Here is an 18,918-nt window from a genome sequence, read left to right as displayed (position 1 = left end):
TCCCCCTGATCCGGAAGAGGGACGATGGCCACAGCACGTGACGGCAGCCTGAACGGGCTCGACGCGACGATCGAGCGCCGAGGGCTGCGCGACCACGTGTACGAGCGCATCCTGCGGTTGCTGCTGAGCGGAGAAGCGGCCCCGGGGGAGCGGCTCTCGATCGACACGATCGCCCGTCAGCTCGACGTGTCGCCGACGCCCGTCCGCGAGGCCATGGTGCAGCTCGAACGCACCGGGCTCGTGACCCGCGAGGCGCTCAAGGGGTACCGGGTCGCCCCGCCGCTCGGTCTCGCGCAGTTGCGGGAGCTCTTCGACGCGCGCATCATGCTCGAAGCGCGCGCCGCTCGCATGGCGACGCCGGCCACCCCGCAGATGCTCGAGGAGCTCCGCGTCGCGGAAGAGGCGCATCGTCACATGGGCGAGCGCGTGATCACGGCTCTGCGCGCCGGTGCCACCGACGTCGAGCTGACCGCCGCGTACTTCGCGGCCGATGCGGCCTTCCATCGCGTCGTGTTCGCCCACTGCGGCAATCGCTATCTGACCGAGATGTCCGAGACGCTGGGGGCGCAGCTGCACCGCATGCGCCAGTCGATGCTGCATGGGGTGACGGACGTGCGCGAAGCGATCGCCGAGCATGAGGCGATCGTCGATGCCTTCGCGAGCGACGATGCGGACGCCCCGGAGCGACTCATGCAGCACCATGTCGAGCAGGTGCGGGCTCGCTCGCTCGATCTCGAGCAGGACTGAACGCACGGAGAGCGCCGCCGGGATGACCGCGCGAAGCGTTGCTTGACTCTATGCCTATTTCCTATAGGATCTACGAAGAGTCGCTCGGACTCATCACGTCAACGGAGTCGTCATGAACGCATCGCTGCACCCCCTCACCCGCGAGAACTGGCCCATCGCCGTGTGCATGCACGGATTCGCGCCGATCGCCGCTGACGGCAGTCGCCTGCATGACGCCTCGGGCGAGAGCTGGGACGCGATGTTCCGACAGATCGCGCGCCTGGGCTTCACCGCGGTCGAGATCGCCGACAGCCACATCCGACCTGCCGACCTCAGCCCCACCCGTCGCGCCGAGCTCGCGGCGATCGCGAACAGCCACGGGGTCGAGCTCCTCTCCGTGCACGTGCAGCGTCAGAGTGTGATCCAACCGGGCAGGGGCGAGCAGAATCTCGCCTACGCCCACCGGGCCATCGATGCGGCGGCCGAGCTCGGCATGCGCGTGTTCTCGACGGGTCTGCATCAGCCGTTCACCGAAGCACAGCGCGCGGCGCTCTGGTTCTGGACGGCCCAGGGACCCGTCGACCCCGACGACGCCGAGACCCGTGCCCTCGCCGTGCGCCGGCTGCGCGAACTCGGCGAGCACGCCGGCTCCGTCGGTCTGCCGATGTCGCTCGAGATGTACGAGGACACGTATCTCGGCACCGCCGACAGCGCCGTGCGCCTGATCGAGGAGATCGGGCTCGACAACGTCGGCCTGAACCCCGACATCGGCAACCTCGTGCGCCTGCATCGACCGATCGAGGACTGGCGGGAGATGCACGAGAAGACCCTGCCGTACGCGAACTACTGGCACGTGAAGAACTACATGCGTGACGAGGCCGGCGACGGTACGTGGCAGACGGCGGTGCCGACCAGCCTCGAGCTCGGCCTCATCAACTATCGGGCGATGGTCGCGCACGCGGTCGAGGTCGGGTTCCGCGGGCCCTTCCTCATGGAGCAGTACGGGGGAGACAGCCTCGGTGTCTGCGCCTCCAACCGTGACTACCTCCGAACGCTGCTGCCGGACTCGACCGACGCCTGAACGAGAAGGACCAAGGAGAACCATGAAGAATGAGAACGGACGTCCCGTATACGCGGTGGTCGGCAGCGGGTACATGGGCGGAGGCATCGCCCAGTCGCTCGCGCTGTCGGGGGCGGACGTGCGCATCGCCGACGTCGACATCGAGATCGCCCGCGGCAATCGTGATCGCCTGATCGCCGAGGCGGCGCAATTCGCGGCGGACGAGCTCTTCCCCGTCGACGCGGCGGCCATCGTCGCCGAGCGCCTGACCGCGGCCACGATCGAAGACGCCGTCGCCGGGGCCGACTTCATCGAGGAAGCGGTGCCGGAGAAGATCGAGATCAAGCACGCGACGCTGCGCCGCATCAGCGCCGCCGCCGACCCCGCGGCGATCATCGGGAGCAACACCTCGACGATCCTGATCGGTCGTCTGGCGGAGGCCGTCACGAACCCCGAGCGGTTCCTCGGTGTGCACTTCTCCAATCCCGCACCGTTCATCCCCGGAGTCGAGCTGATCCCTCACGCCGGCACGGACGAGGCGGTGGTGTCCGTCGTCGAGGGCATCATCGCCGCCACCGGCAAGGAGACCGCGCGCGTCACGGATGCGACCGGTTTCGTACTCAACCGCCTGCAGTACGCACTCTTCCACGAGGCGACCCAGCTGGTGGAGGAGGGCGTGGCGACACCGGAGGACATCGACACGATCGTGCGCACCACCTTCGGCTTCCGGCTTCCGTTCTTCGGGCCTTTCGCGATCGCCGACATGGCGGGACTCGACGTGTACGCCTTCTGCTACGCCTCGCTGCAGACGGAGTTCTCGGAGCGGTTCGCGACCCCGGCCATCCTCGAGGACCTCGTCTCGGCAGGGAAGCTCGGAACGAAGTCCGGCGCAGGATTCCTCGACGTCCCCGCCGATCGCGTCCCCGAACTCGTCGCCTACCGCAACAAGGCGTATGTCGCGATGAAGAAGCTGAGCGACGAGCTCGGCCCCGCCCCGGTCCGTCCCCTCCAGAGCTGAAGGAGTCCGCCGTGGCATCCCCCTTCCCCGAAGAACGCACGGTGATCCTCACCGGAGCGGCGAGCCCCCGCGGCATCGGCCGTGCGGCCGCCTTCCATCTCGCCGCGCGCGGGTGGAACGTGGGCATCATCGACCTCGACGTGGAGGCCGCCACACGCACCGCGGCCGAGGTCGCCGAGACCCATCACGTGTGCGCCGCCGGAGTCGGGGCCGACGTGTCGGACCACGACCAGGCCGTCGCCGCGGTCGATGCCCTCGAAGGGGCACTTCCGCAGATCGTGGCGCTGGCGACCTTCGCCGGTGTCTCGTCGCCCGTCCCCTACCTCGACGTCACACCCGAGGAGTGGCACCGTGTGCAGCGGATCAACCTCGAAGGGACGCACTGGGTCACCCAGCGCGTGGCGCGCACACTCGCCGAGAACGGCGTCGGCCGGCTCGTCGGCATCTCCTCGGTCTCCGCCCAGCGCGGCGGCGGCACGTTCTCGAAGACCCCGTACTCGGCGTCCAAGGCCGGCGTCGTCGGACTCATGCGCTCGATCGCCCGTGAGCTCGGCCCGCTCGGCATCACCGCGAACGTGATCTCGCCCGGCCCCATCGACACCGACATCATGGGCGGCACCCTGACCGAGGCGCGGAAGACCGCGATGGCCGCGGACGGCGTGCTTCCCCGTATCGGCACCCCGACGGACATCGCCGCGGCGGTCGCCTACCTGATCAGCGAAGACGCCGGTTTCGTGACGGGGCAGACCCTGAACGTCGACGGCGGCCTCTACATGCACTGAAGGAGAAGACCATGAACCGCACCTGGTCCCGGGGCCGCATCGCCTTTCTCGCGCTCGGCGTGATCTGCGTGGCCGTCGGCCTCTTCCTGATCATCCCGGCACTGGGCGCCTGAGCCCACCGTCCCTCGTGAGAAGCACTCAAAGGAGAGTCCACATGTCACCCATCCCGTCCGGTCCCACGACACGGGCAGACGCCGACGTCGCGTCGGATCTGCTGTCCAGTCCGCATCTCGCCAGCGGCATCAAGAAGGCCACTTTCCGGCTGATGCCGATGCTGATCATCCTCTACTTCGTCGCGTTCCTCGATCGCACGAACGTCGGTTTCGCGGAGGCTGCGCTCGAGGTCGACCGCGGCATCACCGCCGGTGCCTACGCCCTCGGTGCGGGCATCTTCTTCATCGGGTACGCGCTGTTCGAGATCCCCTCGAACCTGCTGCTGGACAAGTTCGGAGCGCGCTTCTGGCTCGCCCGCATCGCAATCACCTGGGGCATCGTCGCCGCCGCGTTCGCCTTCGTCAACGGTGAGCCGATGTTCATCATCCTGCGCTTCCTCCTCGGCGTGACCGAGGCCGGCCTGTTCCCCGGCGTGATCATGTTCCTGTCGCAGTGGTTCCCGAACAAGCGTCGCGTGCAGATGTTCGCGCTGTTCTACCTCGCTCAGCCCTTCTCGCAGATGCTCGGCGCGCCGCTCTCGGGCGGACTGATCAGCTTCGGTGACCAGTTCACCCCGTGGGCCGGGTGGCAGGTGATGTTCTTCGTCGAGGGCGCGCTCGCGGTACTCGCCGGAATCGCCGCGTTCTCCTTCCTCGTCGACTCCCCGCAGAAGGCGAAGTTCCTCGATGACGACGAGAAGCGCGCGCTCAAGGAGGTCATGGCGCATGAGGACGCCGTCAAGGAACAGGACGGTCCGCGCGGTATCGGGGCCGCGCTGATCAGCGGGAAGGTGTGGTACTTCACCACCATCTACTTCTGCCTGCAGATCGCCGTCTACGGCACGACCTTCTACCTGCCGCAGCAGGTCTCGAGCCTGATCGGGGAATCCGTCGGGTGGCAGGTCGGCCTCGTCTCCGCCATCCCGTGGGCCTGCGGCCTGTTCGCCTGCTACTACGTCGGCAAGCACGCCACGACGTTGCGGCGTCGCCGGACCTGGGGTGCGCTGTTCTTCCTGATCACAGGACTGGCGATCCTCGTCTCGGCCTGGGCCGGCGCGAACGGGCAGGGCCTGCTCGGTATCGTCGCGATCACCGTGGCCGTCGCGGCGTTCCTGTCGACGGGTCCGATCACCTGGTCGTTCCCGACGTCGTTCCTCACCGGAGCGGCCGCTGCGGCGGGTATCGGTCTGATCAACTCGTTGGGCAACCTCGGAGGGTTCGTCGCGCCGATCATGCGCACCGCCGTCAACGAGTCGATCCCGACGGACAGCGGCGCGTGGGGAGTGGTGTCGCTCGGTGTCTTCGCGTTCCTCGGAGCGATCCTGATGTGGGCGACGCGGTTCTTCAGCGCGAAGGCCGATGCCCTGCTGGGCCCGGAGAGGGCGTCCGGAGACTGACGCGGACGGAAGCGGACGGGCGGGCGCGCATCCCTCGGGGTGCGCGCCCGTTCCAGGAGCACCGCGCCGAGGTCGGCCCCGGGTCAGCGCCGCGTGAGACGGGAGAGCTCGGCGACGAACGCGTCGACGTCGGCCTCCTCGGTGTCGAAGCCGCACATCCAGCGGACTTCCTTGCGGGCGGCATCCCAGTCGTAGAAACGGAACGAGTCCCGGAGCTGGTCGGCGACGCCGTCGGGCAGCGTCGCGAACACGCCGTTCGACTGGGTCGGCTGCGTGAAGCCGACGCCGTGGATGGATCCTTCGGCGATGCCGGCCTCGATCTCGGAGCGCAGACGGGCCGCCATGGCGTTGGCGTGCTGAGCGTTGCGCAGCCAGAGGTCGCCTTCGAGCAGCGCGATCAGCTGGGCCGAGACGAAGCGCATCTTCGACGACAGCTGCATGTTGAACTTGCGCGAGAATCTGAGGCCTTCGGCGGCGTCGGGGTTCAGCACCACGATCGCCTCGCCGAGCATCGCACCGTTCTTGGTGCCGCCGAACGTGAGCACGTCGACGCCGACGTCCCGGGTGAAAGCACGCAGGGGCAGGTCGAGGGCGGCGGCGGCGTTGGAGATGCGGGCGCCGTCGAGGTGCAGCTTCATGCCGCGCTCGTGCACGTGATCGGCGATCGTGCGGATCTCTTCTGCGGTGTACAGGGTGCCCAGCTCAGTGCTCTGCGTGATCGAGACCACCAGAGGCTGCGCCCGGTGCTCGTCGCCCCAGCCCCAGGCCTCGCGGTCGATCAGCTCGGTGGTGAGCTTGCCGTCGTCGGTGGGAACCGTCAGCAGCTTGAAGCCGCCGATCTTCTCCGGGGCGGCAGCCTCGTCGACGTTGATGTGCGCGGTCGACGCCGCGATCACGGCGCCCCACCGGGGGAGCATGGACTGCAGGCCGGTCACGTTCGCACCCGTGCCGTTGAACACGGGGAACGCCTCCACGCCGTCGCCGAAGTGCGCCTGGAAGACCTCCTGCAGGCGGGCGGTGTACGCATCCTCGCCGTAGGCGCTCTGGTGACCGCCGTTCGCCGCGGCGATCGCCGCGAGGACGTCGGGGTGGATGCCGGAGTAGTTGTCACTGGCGAAGCCGCGGATCGCGGGATCATGCTGGATGCTCACCGCTCAAGCCTAATCGCCCTACCGGATGTCCCCGCCCCGCCCTACCCTCTAACCCATGGAGCGCACCGCAGCCAAGAGGGCTTTCGGCAACGTCCTCGTCAACACGCTCATTGCGAACGTGACGACGAGCTTCCTCTGGTTCGCGCTCACGTTCTGGGTCTACATCGAGACGCAGTCCGTGCTGGCCACGGGCATCATCGGCGGTGCGTACATGCTCTTCATCGCGTTCTTCGCGATGGCGTTCGGCACCATCGTCGACCGCAACCGCAAGCACACGGTCATGGTCATCTCGAGCGTCATCTCGGCGGCCGCCTTCCTGGTCGCCGGCGCTCTGTATCTCTGGCAGCCCGAAGCAGCGCTCCTCGATCTGGGCGGCCCGTGGTTCTGGCTGTTCTCCGGCGTGATCCTGTTCGGCGGGGTGATCGAGCAGCTGCGCAACATCGCCCTCTCGACCACCGTCACCCTGCTCATCCCCGAAGACCGCCGCGCGAACGCCAACGGCCTCGTGGGAACCGTGCAGGGCATCGCCTTCCTGGTCACCAGCGTGTTCTCGGGGCTCTCGATCGGGTTCCTCGGCATGGGCTGGACCCTCGCGATCGCGATCGCTGCGATGGCGCTCACCTTCGCGCACCTGCTCTTCATCCGCATCCCCGAGGGGACGCCGAAGCCCGACCCCGAGGCGTCGAGCGCTCTCGACTTCCGCGGCAGTGTGAAGGTGATCCGCCTCGCTCCCGGGCTGTTCGCGCTCATCATCTTCTCCACGTTCAACAACCTCATCGGCGGCGTCTACATGGCGCTGATGGATCCGTACGGGCTGACCCTGTTCGACGCGCAGACCTGGGGCTTCGCCTTGGCGTTCGCGTCGACCGGCTTCTTGATCGGTGGTGCGCTCGTGGCGAAGTTCGGCCTCGGCCCCAAGCCGATGCGCACGATGCTGCTCGTGGTCATCGCGATGGGGCTGCTGGGCTCGGTGTTCATGCTGCGCGAGTGGTGGCCGCTGTACGTGGTCGGCATGTGGGTGTACATGGCACTGGTGCCGCCGGTCGAGGCCGCGGAGCAGACCGTGATCCAGAAGGTCGTCCCGTTCGAGCGACAGGGGCGGGTGTTCGGGGTCGCGGCGGCGATGGAAGCGGCGGCGGCGCCGATCACCGCGTTCCTGATCGCCCCGATCGCGGAGTTCCTGATCATCCCGTACATGAACACCGCCGAGGGGCAGCAGCAGTGGGGGTGGCTGCTCGGCGAGGGCGAGGCCCGGGGCATCGCCCTCATCTGCCTCTTCGCGGGATTGATCATGGTGGTGGCCGCGACGCTCGCCTTCTTCACCCGCTCGTACCGCAAGCTCACCGAGCTCTATGCGCAGGCGCCGGAGCAGGACATCCCGACGCCCGAGGGAGACGCCGAGGGGTCGGCGCCGCACAGCCCGGACGCGAGCGGGGGAGAAGAGCCGGAAGAGCACGCCGAGGTCCGGCACGTGGAGGCCCCGCCCGTCGTACCGGGCATACCGCCGGAAGCCCGCTGAGCGCGGCGGGGATCCCGTCCGGACTCACTCCAGGTCGAACACCCGGTCGTTGAGGTCGGCGGCGTCGGCGTCCCACAGCGAGAGGATCCGGGTTGCGAGAGCCTCGGGGTCGAGAGCCTTGGCGCGGAGCACGACGGAGGCGGTGCGCAACGGTACCCCGGCTTCCCGCGCGGCCTTGGCGTACCCCTGAGCAACCGCCCGCGCCCAGGCCTCACTGGCGGCCTTGACGGAGGCGTAGTTCGCTCCGCCGGCGAGGGGTCGTGCGACGGCGGTCGACGACACGATCGCGAATCGTCCGGCCTCGGAGGCGCGCAGCGCGGCGTCGAAAGCCCGGCTCGTGGCGCGCACGGATTCGAGGGCGGGCAGCAATGCGGCGAAGTCCTCGTCCGACTGCCCGGCGAGGCCGCCGCCGCCGCGCCAGCCGCCCACCAGCGGGATCACCGCGTCGACGGCTCCCGACCGGGAGGCGAGTGCGGCCATCTCCGCGAGGGAGGTCGCATCGGCGACCACGACCTCGGCGCCGGCATCGGCGAGCTCCTGCAGTCTGTCGGCGGAGCGACCGGTGGCGATGACGTGCGCACCGGCTCCGTGCAGGGCACGCGCGACCGCGAGACCCGCAGTGCTGGTCGCTCCCGCCAGCACGACCCTGCGGCCGGAGAGTCTCGAATCCGTCTGTTCAGCCATGTCTCCCACTCTTCCGCGTCGGAGGGGCTTCTGCGGCCGGAACCCGCGGAAGAATTCGCAGAACAGGTTCCGGCCGCAGCGCGGTGCGCCCCAGCGTCACACTCGGAACGCGCGCGATGCGCGCGTGGTCATCAGTCGTCCGTGCCGCGGATGCCGACGGTCGATTCGATGACCGGCTTCATCTTCTTGTGGAGGGTCTCGAAGAACATCGACAGCGGGAACTCGTCGTCCATCACCGCGTCCGTATAGCCCCTCGGTGCGCCGGCGAGGATCTCGTCCGACAGACCGCGCGCCCACTGCGAGGCGGGGTGCGGGGTCAGCGTGCCGCGGACGAGCTCGTACGCGGCGAGCCAGTGCGCGACCTTCGGGCGGTCGATCGAGTGCCAGTACAGGTCGTCGATCGCGTCTCCCAGAGCGACCACGGCGTCGGGCACGTTGTCCCAGTCGAACGCGAGGGCGGTGTCGGTCCAGTGCAGCACACCGCGCTGGTGCAGCCAGGCGAACAGCAGCTGGCCGCCGACCGCGTCGTAGTTGCGGGTGCGGGTGCCCGTGATGGCGAACCGGAAGATGCGGTCGAAGATCACCGCGTACTGCACGAGGTGCGCGTAGTCGTGCATCTCCTGCTCGGTCTCGGTGAGTTCCTCGCCGGCGGCGATGCGGGCTGCGAGCGCGCGCTCGATCTTCACGGACTCGCGGAACGCCGTCATGTCGCAGCGCATCTCCTCCAGCGAATAGAGGAAGAACGGCATCCGCTGCTTGATCATGAACGGGTCGAACGGCAGATCCCCGCGCATGTGCGTGCGGTCGTGGATGATGTCCCACATGACGAAGGTCTTCTCCGCCACCTGCTGGTCGTCGAGCATCGCGGCCGCGCGCTCCGGCAGCTCGAGGTTGGTGATCTCGGCCGCGGCACGGGTGACGCGACGGTAGCGGGCGGCCTCACGGTCCTGGAAGATCGCGCCCCACGTGAAGGTCGGGATCTCGCGCATCGCGACGGTCTCGGGGAACAGCACGGCCGAGTTGGTGTCGTAGCCGGGCGTGAAATCGACCAGACGCAGCGAGACGAACAGCTTGTTGCCGTAGTCGCCGGCCTCGAGAGCGGCGATGAACTCAGGCCAGATGGTCTCGACGATCAGAGCCTCGACCAGGCGGTCGCTCGAACCGTTCTGGGTGTACATCGGGAACACGACGAGGTGGCGGATGCCGTCGACTCGGTGCTGCTGCGGCTGGAAGGCCACGAGCGAGTCGAGGAAGTCCGGCACGCCGAAGTCCTCCGATGCCCACCGGTCGAAGTCGACCACCGATGCGGCGAGGTACTCGGCGTCATGCGGGAAGGCGGGGGCGAGTGCGCGGATCGCGCCGGTGATCGCGCCGACGAGCTCGCGGGCTGCGGCGTGGTGCGCGGCGTCGGGGATCGAGCCGTCCTTGATCTGCATCTCGCGAATCGCGATCGCGGCGTCCTTGAGCTGCGCCCAGGCGGCGGACTGCTCGGCGATCGCTGCGTCCTCGACGACCTCGGGTTCGCCGACGATGGCCTGAACAGCGGAACTGTTGGCGGAAAGAAGGGACATCGGGACCTCCGATCAGAGATTTAGACGGAAAGATTCCTGCATAAACGGAATCCTGACGATAATCTTACAGCCATGGATGACTCTGTCGACCGCGCGATCCTGACCGCGATCTCCCGCGACGGGCGTGCCACGCTCTCCCAGCTGTCGGATGCCGTCGGGCTCTCGGTCTCGGCGGTGCAGTCCCGCCTGCGCAGGCTGGAGACGCGCGGCGTGATCTCCGGATATCGGGCGATCCTCGACCCCGAGCAGGTGGGCACGCCGCTCTCCGCCTTCATCGAGATCACGCCGCTCGATCCGGCTCAGCCCGACAACGCGCCCGAGATGCTCGAGCACCTCGGCGCGATCGAGGCCTGCCACTCCATCGCCGGCGACGCGAGCTACATGCTGTTCGTCCGCGTCCCGACTCCGCGGGCGCTCGAGGAACTCGTGCGGGACGTGCGCCTCGCGGCGAACGTCAGCACGCGCACCACCGTGGTGCTGCAGACCTACTACGAGCACCGGCCGATCATCCCGGTGGGCTCGACCGAGTAGCCGCGCGACTCAGAGCACGGCGCCCACCATCGCCTCGCCGAGCGGGGTGCGCAGGTGCTGCATCCTGGCGCCATCGCGTTCGCTGGCGATCAGGCCGGCGCCTCGGAGCACGGCGAGGTGATGCGAGGCGGTGGAGATCGCAACGTCGGCCTCCTGGGCGACCTGCGAGGTGGTGCGCGCGGTGCCGGCCCGAAGCAGGATGCCGGCGCGGGCCGGCCCCAGCAGCGCGCCGAGGGCATCGGCGATGTCGGTCGCGTCCCGCGCCCAGCCGGCCGTGACGCCTCGGGCGGGGTAGAACAGGGTGGGTTGCGCGGGAGGCTCGGTGAGCACCATGCACCCCCACGACGACATGACCGAGGGGACCAGGACGAGACCGCTTCCCCGGCAGTCGACCTGCTCGCTGTGACGGCGGAGGGAGACGCGGACGGCACCTGCACCCCAGGTCACCTGAGGGTGCAGGTCGCCGGCCATCCCCGCGATGCCCGTGCTCGCGATCGCGCGCGTGCGGACGGCGATGTCGGCGCGCAGCAGGCGTTCGAGCTGCGGCCACACCGGGGCGAGCGCCGCGTCCCAGACGGCGGCGCAGGCGTCCGCGATGAGGCCGCGGGCGCGCTCGGGGTGATCCTGCATCTCGCGCAGCGCCTGTCGTCGAGCGCCGGTCGAACGCACCACCATCTTCCCGAAGTCGACGCGCATCGGCTCGAGCGGTGCGCCGCGCAGCTCCTCGAGCTCGACCTCGGGCGTCAGATCCCACCGTGGAGCGGTGGTCAGGAAGTCGGGCAGGTAGCCGTCATCTCCGATCACGGTGGTGAGCAGGGCGAAGTCGTCGCGCGGAAGACGATCGCGAACGGCCCGCAGCCATCCCCACTGCAGCGGATGCGCGGCCGGACGCCGCAGCACACGTACCGCGTGAGCCAATTCGTGACCGGGCGAGATGCCGAACCGCACCGCCTCGACGTCGCCGGGGGTGAGGTGGAACTCGACCCGATGATCGGGATGCTCAATGCCCTCGATCGGACCGGAGTTTCGATGCACATCGAAACTCTAGGGGGTGAGTCCTTCGCTGTCGAGACTGGGATCATGAACAGCACATCTCTTCCCGTGGCGGTCGTCGCCGGCGCCGACATCCGCATCGGCTCGGGTCGCAGCCGCCGATTCGTCGGGGTCGAACACGGCGCCGAGGTGTCGTACTTCTTCGTCGAGAATCAACCGGGCGAGGGGCCGGGGCTGCACTGGCATCCCTATCCTGAGACCTGGGTCGTGATCGAGGGCGTCGCCTCGATCACGGTGGGCGAGGAGACGTTCGTCGCCGAGGCCGGAGACACGGCCACCGGCCCCGCTTTCATCCCGCACCGCTTCATCAATGCGGGTGACGGGGTTCTCAAGATCATCGGCATCCACGCCTCCGCCACCATCATCCAGACGTTCCTCGACGAGGACTGACACACCGTAGGAGACCCCATGTCCTTCCAGGCATACCTCGACAACATCGAGACCAAGACCGGCCTCACCCCGCGACAGTTCATCGAACGCGCCACGGAGAAGGGCTTCGACCAGACGACCAAGGCCGCGCCCATCGTCGCGTGGCTCAAAGAGGACTATCAGCTGGGACAGGGCCATGCGATGGCGCTCGTGCACGTGATCACGAAGGGTCCACAGATCAGTGACAAGCACGTGGGCAAGGGCGGCGCCCACGGGGACGCCTCCGACACCCTGTGGCTCGACGGCAAGGACAGCAATCCGAACGCCTGATCCCTCCGCACGCGCAGGCCGCGCATCGCCCCGGCCAGTAGGATTCCCTGCGTGGCAGCATCCTCCCAGCGCAAGAAGAAGGCCCCGAGTGCCCAGCGCACGCCGACCCGCAGAAGCGGCAACCCGGCGAAGCGTCCGGTCGTCGAAGCGGGGCCGGTGACGGCATCCGACTGGATCGGGGCTGCACGGCTGCGCACGCTGCCGCTCGCGATCGCGCCGGTGGTCATCGGCACGGGGGCGGCGCGCAGCACCGGTCCCGAGTTCCACTGGGTCATCGCGCTCGCCTGCCTCGCCGTCGCGGTGCTGCTGCAGATCGGTGTGAACTTCACGAACGACTACAGCGACGGCATCCGCGGGACGGACACCCACCGCGTCGGCCCGGCGCGGCTCACCGCCTCCGGACGGGTGAAGCCCCGCACCGTGCTGATCATCGGTCTCGGCTTCTTCGCGCTCGCCGCAGCGGTCGGGCTGGCGATCGTGATCCGCACGGGGCAGTGGTGGATGCTCGCCGTCGGTGCCGCGTGCATCATCGCGGCGTGGTTCTACACCGGGGGCAAGCGTCCCTACGGCTACTACGGCCTGGGCGAGGTCTTCGTGTTCGTGTTCTTCGGGCTCGTGGCGACGCTCGGCACCACGTGGGTGCAGGTGTTCGACCTGCCGCAGCAGGCCTGGCTCGGGGCGATCGCCGCCGGCCTGTTCGCATGCGCCGTCCTGCTGGCCAACAACCTGAGAGACATCGATCAGGACCGCGAGGTCGGCAAGCGCACGCTCACCGTGCTGATCGGGCGCCGGGCGACCCAGGTGCTGTTCACGCTGTTCGTCCTGGTGCCGTTCGGCATCGCGGCCGTCCTGGCGCTGCTGTTCCCGATCGCGTGGATCTCGCTGCTGGCGTTGCTCGCAGGTCTCCCCGCCATCGCGATCGTCTGGTCGTACCGGCAGCCGAAGGAGCTGGTGACCGCGCTCGCGCTCACCTCTCTCACCGCGCTGCTCTACGCGGGCGCTCTCTTCTGGGCGTTCGTCGGCTGACCCGGCGCGCGAGAGTCAGACCCGCGGGTCGTCGTCGACGGATTCGTTCGCATCGTCGATGGCCCGGTCCTCGGCCTCCGCGTCGGCCTGACCACCGGAGGAGCGGCTCTCCCGACGCTCCTGCAAGCGGGCGGAGACGTCGGTGAGGGGCGTGCGCAGGAACAGCATCGAGATGCTCATCCCGATGAGGGCGGCGAAGATCGCCGCGAGCCACCAGAACTCGCGGAAGATCGGGAGGAAGAACCACAGGATGGCGAGCGGCACCAGGAATGCCAGCAGCCGCAGCACGGTGTAGACGAGGAAAGGGGCGGGCTTCTTCACCCCTTCAGTCTACGTTCGCTGTGCTTTGCCTCCGTCGCCGATGCCCAGGTGAGCGAAGGGGATGCCACGCACCACGCGCCGCCAGGGGTGTTCGCCCAGCGTCCACAGCAGCTCGGCGTCGAGGTCGAGTGCGAGGTCCTCGCAGCCGACCGGCAGTGCCGCGCGATCTCGGGTGAGCGCGGACTGCGGACCGCTCCACAGCACGCCGGGGTGCAACTGGTCGGACTGTGACACGAAGTAGCGGTCGCCCCACCGCACCGCCCCCTGCATGCGGGCGATGTCGGGGGCGAAGCGGTCCGTTTCGAGGAAGGCGTCCTCAGGGTCCTCGGGGATGGAGAACTCGCCGATCCGGCCGCTGCCGTCGGTGCGGTGTTCGCCGATGAGCACGCGTCGGAGGGGAGAGCCGTCGTCGTCGAACACCCGGCCGAGGAAGGAGCAGCGCAGAGCGACCGGATGCACGGCGGTGCGCACGGCCACGAGCGCGGTGGCACGGCTCCTGCGGGCGCGCGCTCCGGCGAGTCGTCGGGCGTCGGCGCCGCGGACCTGGCGGATGTCGGAGAGGTCGAACTCCCAGATGCCGCGTCCCGTCGCCGCGACGAACAATCGATCCCCGAACCAGGCGAGGCCACCGGCGTGGATCGGCGCCGGCTCGAGCTCGCCGTCGTCCCCGGTGACCACGAGGATGATGTCCAGGTGTCGCGCGCGTTCCCGATCGACGAGGGTGACGCGGGAGGCGAGATGGACGCCGTCGAGGCGCTGCCGGAACCAGCTCACGGCGATCGTGGGGCGGTCGCGCCAGCTGCCGAGGTCGATGCCCTGCGGGTACCAGCGGCGGGTCCACGTGCGGGCCGAGAGCCAGCGCAGCTCGAGGGCGTCGCGCCGTCTCCACCGCACCGGGCGCCAGGTCGATCCGAAGGGCCAGAGCATGCTCCTCATCGTCCCTGATCCGAGGGCGTTGCCGAAACCCAGACGCGTCGTGCGGTTGTCGGTGTGTCGCGGGACGACATGCTGACGGGCCGACGCCGCGTCCGGGTTTCGCACTCGCGTCAACTGCTGCGACGGATGGCGCGTACGCCGACGGCCAGTCCGACGACCGCGACCGCGAGCGCCGAGAGCCAGCCCCACATCACTGTCTCATCCCCGAGGTCGCCTGCGAAGAGTGCGCGCTCAGCCTGCACGACCCAGTTCACCGGGTTGAACGAGGCGACCACTCGCATCCATCCAGGCGCCGCGTCCAGCGGCAACAGCATCCCCGACAGGATCAGGAGCGGGAAGATCAACGATTGCTGCACCCCCCAGAAGAGCCACTCCCGGTCCTTCGTCGCCAGCGCGAGCGAGTACGACAGTGAGCCGAGGCCCACCCCGAACACGGCCAGCAAGGCCAGCCCGATGAGCAGGCCGGGGACGTCGACCGTGAATCCGAAGGGCCACGCGATCAGGACGATCACGAGTGCCTGCACGACGATGGGCGCGATCTCCTTGAGTGCACGGCCGATCAGCAGCGAGGAGCGGGCGAGCGGGGCGACCAGTGTGCGCTCGTGCGAGCCGGTCATCATCTCGTACTGCAGGTTCGATCCTGTGGACCCGGTGCCGAACAGCACGATCATCACTAGCACGCCCGGCACGAACCAGGCCAGGGTCTCGCCGGCCGGTCGCCCGGAGTCGCCGATCAACAGCGGGGCGAACAGTCCCAGGAAGATGAGCGGCTGCAAGAGGCTGAAGATCAGCGTGAACGGGTCGCGCAGAACGGGCTTGAGCTCCCGGCTCAGCACATTGCCGGTGTCGCGCGCGAGGTTCGGGCGCACGCGTGTGTCGTTGTCGGTCATGAGTGGACTCCTGTCATGTCGTTCCCCGAGAGGGAGGGTGCGGGATCGGGCGAGTCGACGGCGGCCTCGGCGCCCTCTCCGGCCTCGCGCAGGGTGCGTCCGGTGAGAGCGAGGAACACGTCGTCGAGGGTGGGTGGCACTCCGGTCGCCCGATGGACGGTGATGCCGGCGGCGTCGAGTTCTCGCACGACCACCGGGAGCAGCCTGTCGCCCTCCGGGACCGCGAGCGAGATCTCGGAGTCTTCGACCGTGACCTCAGCCGCGCTGAGACGAGCGACCACGCTCCGCGCGCTCGCCGCGTCGGCAGCATCCGCGAATCCGAACGTCAGCACGTCTCCGGCGAGCTTCGCCTTGAGGGAGGTGGCGTCGTCGTCCGCGATGATGCGGCCCTTGTCCATGACCATCACTCGTTCGGCGTAACGGTCGGCCTCTTCCAAGTAGTGCGTGGTGAGGAAGACGGTTGTGCCGTGCTGGGTGCGCAGGTCGAGGATGTGCTCCCAGAGGTTGGCCCTGCTCTGCGGGTCGAGTCCGGTGGAGGGCTCGTCGAGGAAGATCAGGGGCGGAGCGTGCATGAGCCCCAGCGCGATGTCGAGTCGACGCTTCTGCCCGCCGCTGAGTTGCTGCACGCTGCGGTTCGCGAAAGAGGTGAGATCGAGCGATTCGATGAGCTCGCTCGCCCGCCGTGCGCTGTCCCGGCGAGACATCCCGTAGAACGCGCCCTGGCTCAGCAGCTCATCCCGAACGCGTTGCGAGAAGCTGCCGCTCGTCAGCTGCCCGACGTAGCCGATGCGCGCGCGCACCCCGGCTGCGTCCGTGCGGATGTCGTGTCCGACGATCGTCGCGCGACCGGAGGTCGGCGGGATCAGAGTGGTCAGCATCCGGAGGGTGGTCGATTTGCCTGCGCCGTTCGGGCCGAGGAAGGCGACGAGCTCGCCGCGCACGGCGGTGAAGGAGACATCGGTCACCGCGTGCACCGGTGTCTTCTTGACGGTGAAGACCTTGGTCAGGCCTTCGGTCTCGATGAGGGATTCGTTCATGAGGGGGAGCGTAGAAAGAAATGCGGACAGATCTCGTCCTCGTTGTCTGGCAATCTGTGACGCATGACCGACACGACCACCCGCGCCCTCGCTCTGCTCAATCTGCTGCAGACGCACAGACATTGGCCGGGAGCCGAGCTCGCGACACGCCTGGGCGTCACCGAGCGCACAGTGCGTCGCGACGTCGATCGTCTGCGGGAGCTCGGTTACCGGGTGGAGTCGACGCCCGGGGCTGCGGGTGGTTATCGATTGGAGGCCGGGAGCGCCGTGCCGCCACTGCTGCTCAACGACGATGAGGCGGTGACCATGGCCATCGGGCTGCGGGTGGCTGCCACTCAGCAGCTGGTCGGGGGGCCGGATGTCACGCTCACGGCGCTCGCGAAGCTCGAACAGGTGCTGCCTTCGGCATTGCGACAGCGGGTCAACGCGCTCGCCGCGTCGGTGCAGGCGCCCCGTATCGGCGATGCTCCGGTGGTCTCGCCGGAGGTGCTCGGAGAGATCGCCCTCGCCACGCGCGACACAGAACGGTTGCGGCTGCGCTACGTGGACGGGGAAGGGCAGGAGAGCGTCCGCCGGGTCGAGCCACATGCTCTCGCACCGGCCGGCCGCAAGTGGTTCCTGCTGTGTTGGGATCTCGATCGTGACGATTGGCGCACTTTCCGAGTGGACCGCATCGTGTCGGTCGAGCACACCCGCGTGCTGTTCAGCCGGCACGAGATCACCGAACAGGAGATCGAAGAGCGCGTGCTCGTGGCGGCGTCCTGGTCGCCGCAGAACGTCACGGCAGCGGCCGTGATGGAGCTGCCGCTCGCCGAGGTGCAGGAGCGTTTCGGGCCGTGGTGGGAGGGGGCGACGCCCGTGGGCGACGACCGCACGCACTGGCCGGTCGGCGGCTCCGATTGGCGGGAGGCCATGTATGGACTGCTCTGGATCCCCGAGGGGGTCGAGTACACGGTGGCGCTGTCCGAGCCGCATCGCAGCGAGCTGCGCGAGGCCGTCGGACGGCTGCTGCGCGCCCTCGACGCTGCTGCGCCGGATGAACTCGAGTGACGGGCCGGTCATCCGAAGACTCGGAGCGTCATCCCAGGAAACGGTTCTAGCGAGGAAGATCACGGCCGGGTAACGTCGTTCGCATCGCGGCGATCCGGGTGGTCCCGGGCCTCAGCTCATACCTGACGGCGTTGCGGGTTCGACTCCCGCCGTCGCGTCCACTTCTTCCTGACGGTCCGCCACTCCTCCTCCCGTGCGGGCGAGGGGATCTTGCGCGCAGGGGTCCGCGTGCCTAGCTTTCGGTCATGACGAGAACACGAGGCGCGGAGACGGGGTCCGCGGCATGTCGAGACTGACGCAGACTCTGATCCCGCCGTCGCAGCGGCTGTCGGCCGAGGCGCTGGACGATGCGCTGAACCTGGGCGCCGGAGACGCCCTCAGCAAGCGGACGGGCTTCCTCATAATGCTCACGCTCTCCGGCGTGATCGCGATCGCGGGAGTGCTGACCGACTCGACGGCGACCGTGATCGGGGCGATGATCATCGCCCCACTGGGCACACCGATCCTCGGCATCGCCTGGGGGATCGTCACCGGCCATCCGCGGAGGGTCCTCTCGTCAATCCTGTGGGTCCTCAGCGGGGTCGTCATCGTCATCGCGCTCGGATTGGTGTTCGCGGTCTTCGTCGCGACCCCGGAGAGCCTGTCCACCAACTCGCAGGTGATCGGACGGACCTCGCCGAGCCTGATGGATCTGATGGCCGCGCTGGCGACCGGGTTCGCCGGCGGATTCGCGATGTGCCGCAAGGACCTGAGCGCGGTGATGCCGGGCGTCGCGATCGCGATCTCCCTCGTGCCGCCGCTCGGCGTGGTCGGCGTGTGCGCGGGGCAGGGGCAGTGGCCCGAGGCGCTCGGTGCTCTCGTCCTCTTCCTCTCGAACGTGTTCGCGCTGGTGATCGCGGGCAGCATCGTGTTCACGGTGGCAGGGTACGCGCGGGACCCCGGGTCATCGCCCACCGCCGATCGGCGCCGGGCCTATGCGATCGTCGTGACGCTGGCCCTGATCATCGCTCTCCCGCTGGCGGCGAACTCGATCGCCTCGATCGCGGTCGCCCGCTGGTCGGTCAGCATCCGGAATGTGACGGCCGACTGGCTCGGAGACGAGAGCGGCGGTCACATCCACGGGCCGGTGCAGTGGAGCGGGCTGACGGCCACGGTCTCCCTCACCACCCCAGACGGCTCGACTCCGCCGCTGGACGACCTTCAGGAGGAGATCGCCAAGACCGTGCCCTCGTACATCGGGGTCGTCGTCGACGCGGGTCAGGGGACCGAGCTCGTCGTGCAGTGAGCACCCCCATCCGTCGGGAACGACCGCGCG

At 68.7% G+C, this 18,918-nt stretch carries 20 protein-coding genes and 1 pseudogene; 13 read left to right on the top strand and 8 right to left on the bottom strand.

All coding sequences use genetic code 11. The features are described 5' to 3' along the window. Positions 1-24: 24 nt before the first annotated feature. From FGL91_RS01200 to FGL91_RS01180, 5 genes are all read left to right on the top strand, one after another. Positions 25-747, top strand: coding sequence for a GntR family transcriptional regulator (locus FGL91_RS01200; RefSeq protein ID WP_131492420.1), 723 nt, complete (start codon positions 25-27; stop codon positions 745-747). 112 nt (positions 748-859) lie between these two features. Further along, on the top strand, positions 860-1,807 hold the full coding sequence (locus FGL91_RS01195) for a sugar phosphate isomerase/epimerase family protein (RefSeq protein WP_153242844.1): 948 nt from the start codon (positions 860-862) through the stop codon (positions 1,805-1,807). 22 nt (positions 1,808-1,829) lie between these two features. Next, positions 1,830-2,804: a 3-hydroxyacyl-CoA dehydrogenase family protein gene (locus tag FGL91_RS01190; RefSeq protein WP_153242843.1), complete on the top strand. Its 975-nt coding sequence runs from the start codon at positions 1,830-1,832 to the stop codon at positions 2,802-2,804. An 11-nt stretch (positions 2,805-2,815) separates the two neighbouring features. After that, positions 2,816-3,586 (top strand): SDR family NAD(P)-dependent oxidoreductase, encoded by a 771-nt coding sequence (locus FGL91_RS01185; RefSeq protein ID WP_153242842.1) that lies wholly within the window; start codon positions 2,816-2,818, stop codon positions 3,584-3,586. Between the two features lie 154 nt (positions 3,587-3,740). Beyond that, complete coding sequence (locus FGL91_RS01180) at positions 3,741-5,135, top strand: MFS transporter (RefSeq protein WP_153242841.1); 1,395 nt, start codon at positions 3,741-3,743, stop codon at positions 5,133-5,135. Between the two features lie 83 nt (positions 5,136-5,218). Here FGL91_RS01180 and FGL91_RS01175 read toward each other — a convergent pair whose 3' ends face one another. Then, positions 5,219-6,286 (bottom strand): threonine aldolase family protein, encoded by a 1,068-nt coding sequence (locus FGL91_RS01175; protein WP_134352125.1) that lies wholly within the window; start codon positions 6,284-6,286, stop codon positions 5,219-5,221. Between the two features lie 55 nt (positions 6,287-6,341). Between FGL91_RS01175 and FGL91_RS01170 the strand changes: the two genes are divergently transcribed. After that, positions 6,342-7,805 (top strand): MFS transporter, encoded by a 1,464-nt coding sequence (locus FGL91_RS01170; RefSeq protein ID WP_153242840.1) that lies wholly within the window; start codon positions 6,342-6,344, stop codon positions 7,803-7,805. A 24-nt stretch (positions 7,806-7,829) separates the two neighbouring features. On the opposite strand, the gene FGL91_RS01165 is transcribed toward FGL91_RS01170, so the two are convergent. Then, complete coding sequence (locus tag FGL91_RS01165; RefSeq protein WP_153242839.1) at positions 7,830-8,489, bottom strand: SDR family NAD(P)-dependent oxidoreductase; 660 nt, start codon at positions 8,487-8,489, stop codon at positions 7,830-7,832. Positions 8,490-8,620: 131 nt separating this feature from the next. Continuing rightward, positions 8,621-10,060, bottom strand: coding sequence for a DUF6421 family protein (locus FGL91_RS01160; protein ID WP_153242838.1), 1,440 nt, complete (start codon positions 10,058-10,060; stop codon positions 8,621-8,623). A gap of 72 nt (positions 10,061-10,132) precedes the next feature. On the opposite strand from FGL91_RS01160, the gene FGL91_RS01155 reads away from it, so the two are divergent. After that, a complete protein-coding gene (locus FGL91_RS01155; protein ID WP_047520924.1) occupies positions 10,133-10,591 on the top strand; it encodes an Lrp/AsnC family transcriptional regulator in 459 nt (152 codons plus the stop codon). Positions 10,592-10,600: 9 nt separating this feature from the next. Here FGL91_RS01155 and FGL91_RS01150 read toward each other — a convergent pair whose 3' ends face one another. Beyond that, entirely contained in the window at positions 10,601-11,626 is a 1,026-nt protein-coding gene (locus tag FGL91_RS01150; RefSeq protein WP_134352122.1) for an ArsR/SmtB family transcription factor, read from the bottom strand. A 45-nt stretch (positions 11,627-11,671) separates the two neighbouring features. Here FGL91_RS01150 and FGL91_RS01145 point away from each other — a divergent pair, with 45 nt between their 5' ends. Genes FGL91_RS01145 through FGL91_RS01135 form a run of 3 tightly spaced genes read left to right on the top strand, consistent with a single transcriptional unit; the run spans position 11,672 to position 13,369 of the window. Further along, positions 11,672-12,034 (top strand): cupin domain-containing protein, encoded by a 363-nt coding sequence (locus FGL91_RS01145; protein WP_153242837.1) that lies wholly within the window; start codon positions 11,672-11,674, stop codon positions 12,032-12,034. Positions 12,035-12,052: 18 nt separating this feature from the next. Continuing rightward, positions 12,053-12,343, top strand: a complete 291-nt coding sequence (locus tag FGL91_RS01140; RefSeq protein WP_047520928.1) for a DUF4287 domain-containing protein — start codon at positions 12,053-12,055, stop codon at positions 12,341-12,343. Positions 12,344-12,394: 51 nt separating this feature from the next. Continuing rightward, on the top strand, positions 12,395-13,369 hold the full coding sequence (locus FGL91_RS01135; protein ID WP_153242836.1) for a 1,4-dihydroxy-2-naphthoate polyprenyltransferase: 975 nt from the start codon (positions 12,395-12,397) through the stop codon (positions 13,367-13,369). 15 nt (positions 13,370-13,384) lie between these two features. Here FGL91_RS01135 and FGL91_RS01130 read toward each other — a convergent pair whose 3' ends face one another. The 4 genes from FGL91_RS01130 to FGL91_RS01115 form a co-directional block, all read right to left on the bottom strand. Further along, the gene (locus FGL91_RS01130) at positions 13,385-13,690 is read right to left on the bottom strand and encodes a DUF4229 domain-containing protein (RefSeq protein WP_047520932.1); all 306 of its coding nucleotides are present in this window, start codon (positions 13,688-13,690) and stop codon (positions 13,385-13,387) included. Positions 13,691-13,699: 9 nt separating this feature from the next. After that, positions 13,700-14,617, bottom strand: coding sequence for a hypothetical protein (locus tag FGL91_RS01125; RefSeq protein WP_153242835.1), 918 nt, complete (start codon positions 14,615-14,617; stop codon positions 13,700-13,702). Positions 14,618-14,736: 119 nt separating this feature from the next. Continuing rightward, positions 14,737-15,516, bottom strand: a complete 780-nt coding sequence (locus tag FGL91_RS01120) for an ABC transporter permease (RefSeq protein WP_131492407.1) — start codon at positions 15,514-15,516, stop codon at positions 14,737-14,739. Next, positions 15,513-16,553 carry an ATP-binding cassette domain-containing protein gene (locus FGL91_RS01115; RefSeq protein ID WP_153242834.1) on the bottom strand — a complete coding sequence of 347 codons (1,041 nt, stop codon included), beginning with the start codon at positions 16,551-16,553 and terminating at the stop codon, positions 15,513-15,515. The genes FGL91_RS01120 and FGL91_RS01115 overlap by 4 nt, the downstream gene beginning before the upstream one ends. Positions 16,554-16,616: 63 nt before the next feature. Here FGL91_RS01115 and FGL91_RS01110 point away from each other — a divergent pair, with 63 nt between their 5' ends. The 3 genes and pseudogenes from FGL91_RS01110 to FGL91_RS01100 all read left to right on the top strand — a co-directional run bounded on the left by FGL91_RS01110 (position 16,617) and on the right by FGL91_RS01100 (position 18,888). After that, the gene (locus FGL91_RS01110; protein ID WP_131492405.1) at positions 16,617-17,603 is read left to right on the top strand and encodes a helix-turn-helix transcriptional regulator; all 987 of its coding nucleotides are present in this window, start codon (positions 16,617-16,619) and stop codon (positions 17,601-17,603) included. A gap of 85 nt (positions 17,604-17,688) precedes the next feature. After that, positions 17,689-17,764 (top strand): annotated as a pseudogene (locus FGL91_RS01105). Positions 17,765-17,886: 122 nt separating this feature from the next. After that, positions 17,887-18,888, top strand: coding sequence for a TIGR00341 family protein (locus FGL91_RS01100; RefSeq protein ID WP_047520937.1), 1,002 nt, complete (start codon positions 17,887-17,889; stop codon positions 18,886-18,888). Positions 18,889-18,918: the final 30 nt, after the last annotated feature.

This window comes from Microbacterium sp. CBA3102, from assembly GCF_007954505.1.
Taxonomy (GTDB): Bacteria; Actinomycetota; Actinomycetes; order Actinomycetales; family Microbacteriaceae; genus Microbacterium; species Microbacterium aurugineum.
This window is presented reverse-complemented; position numbering and strand designations above follow the sequence as displayed.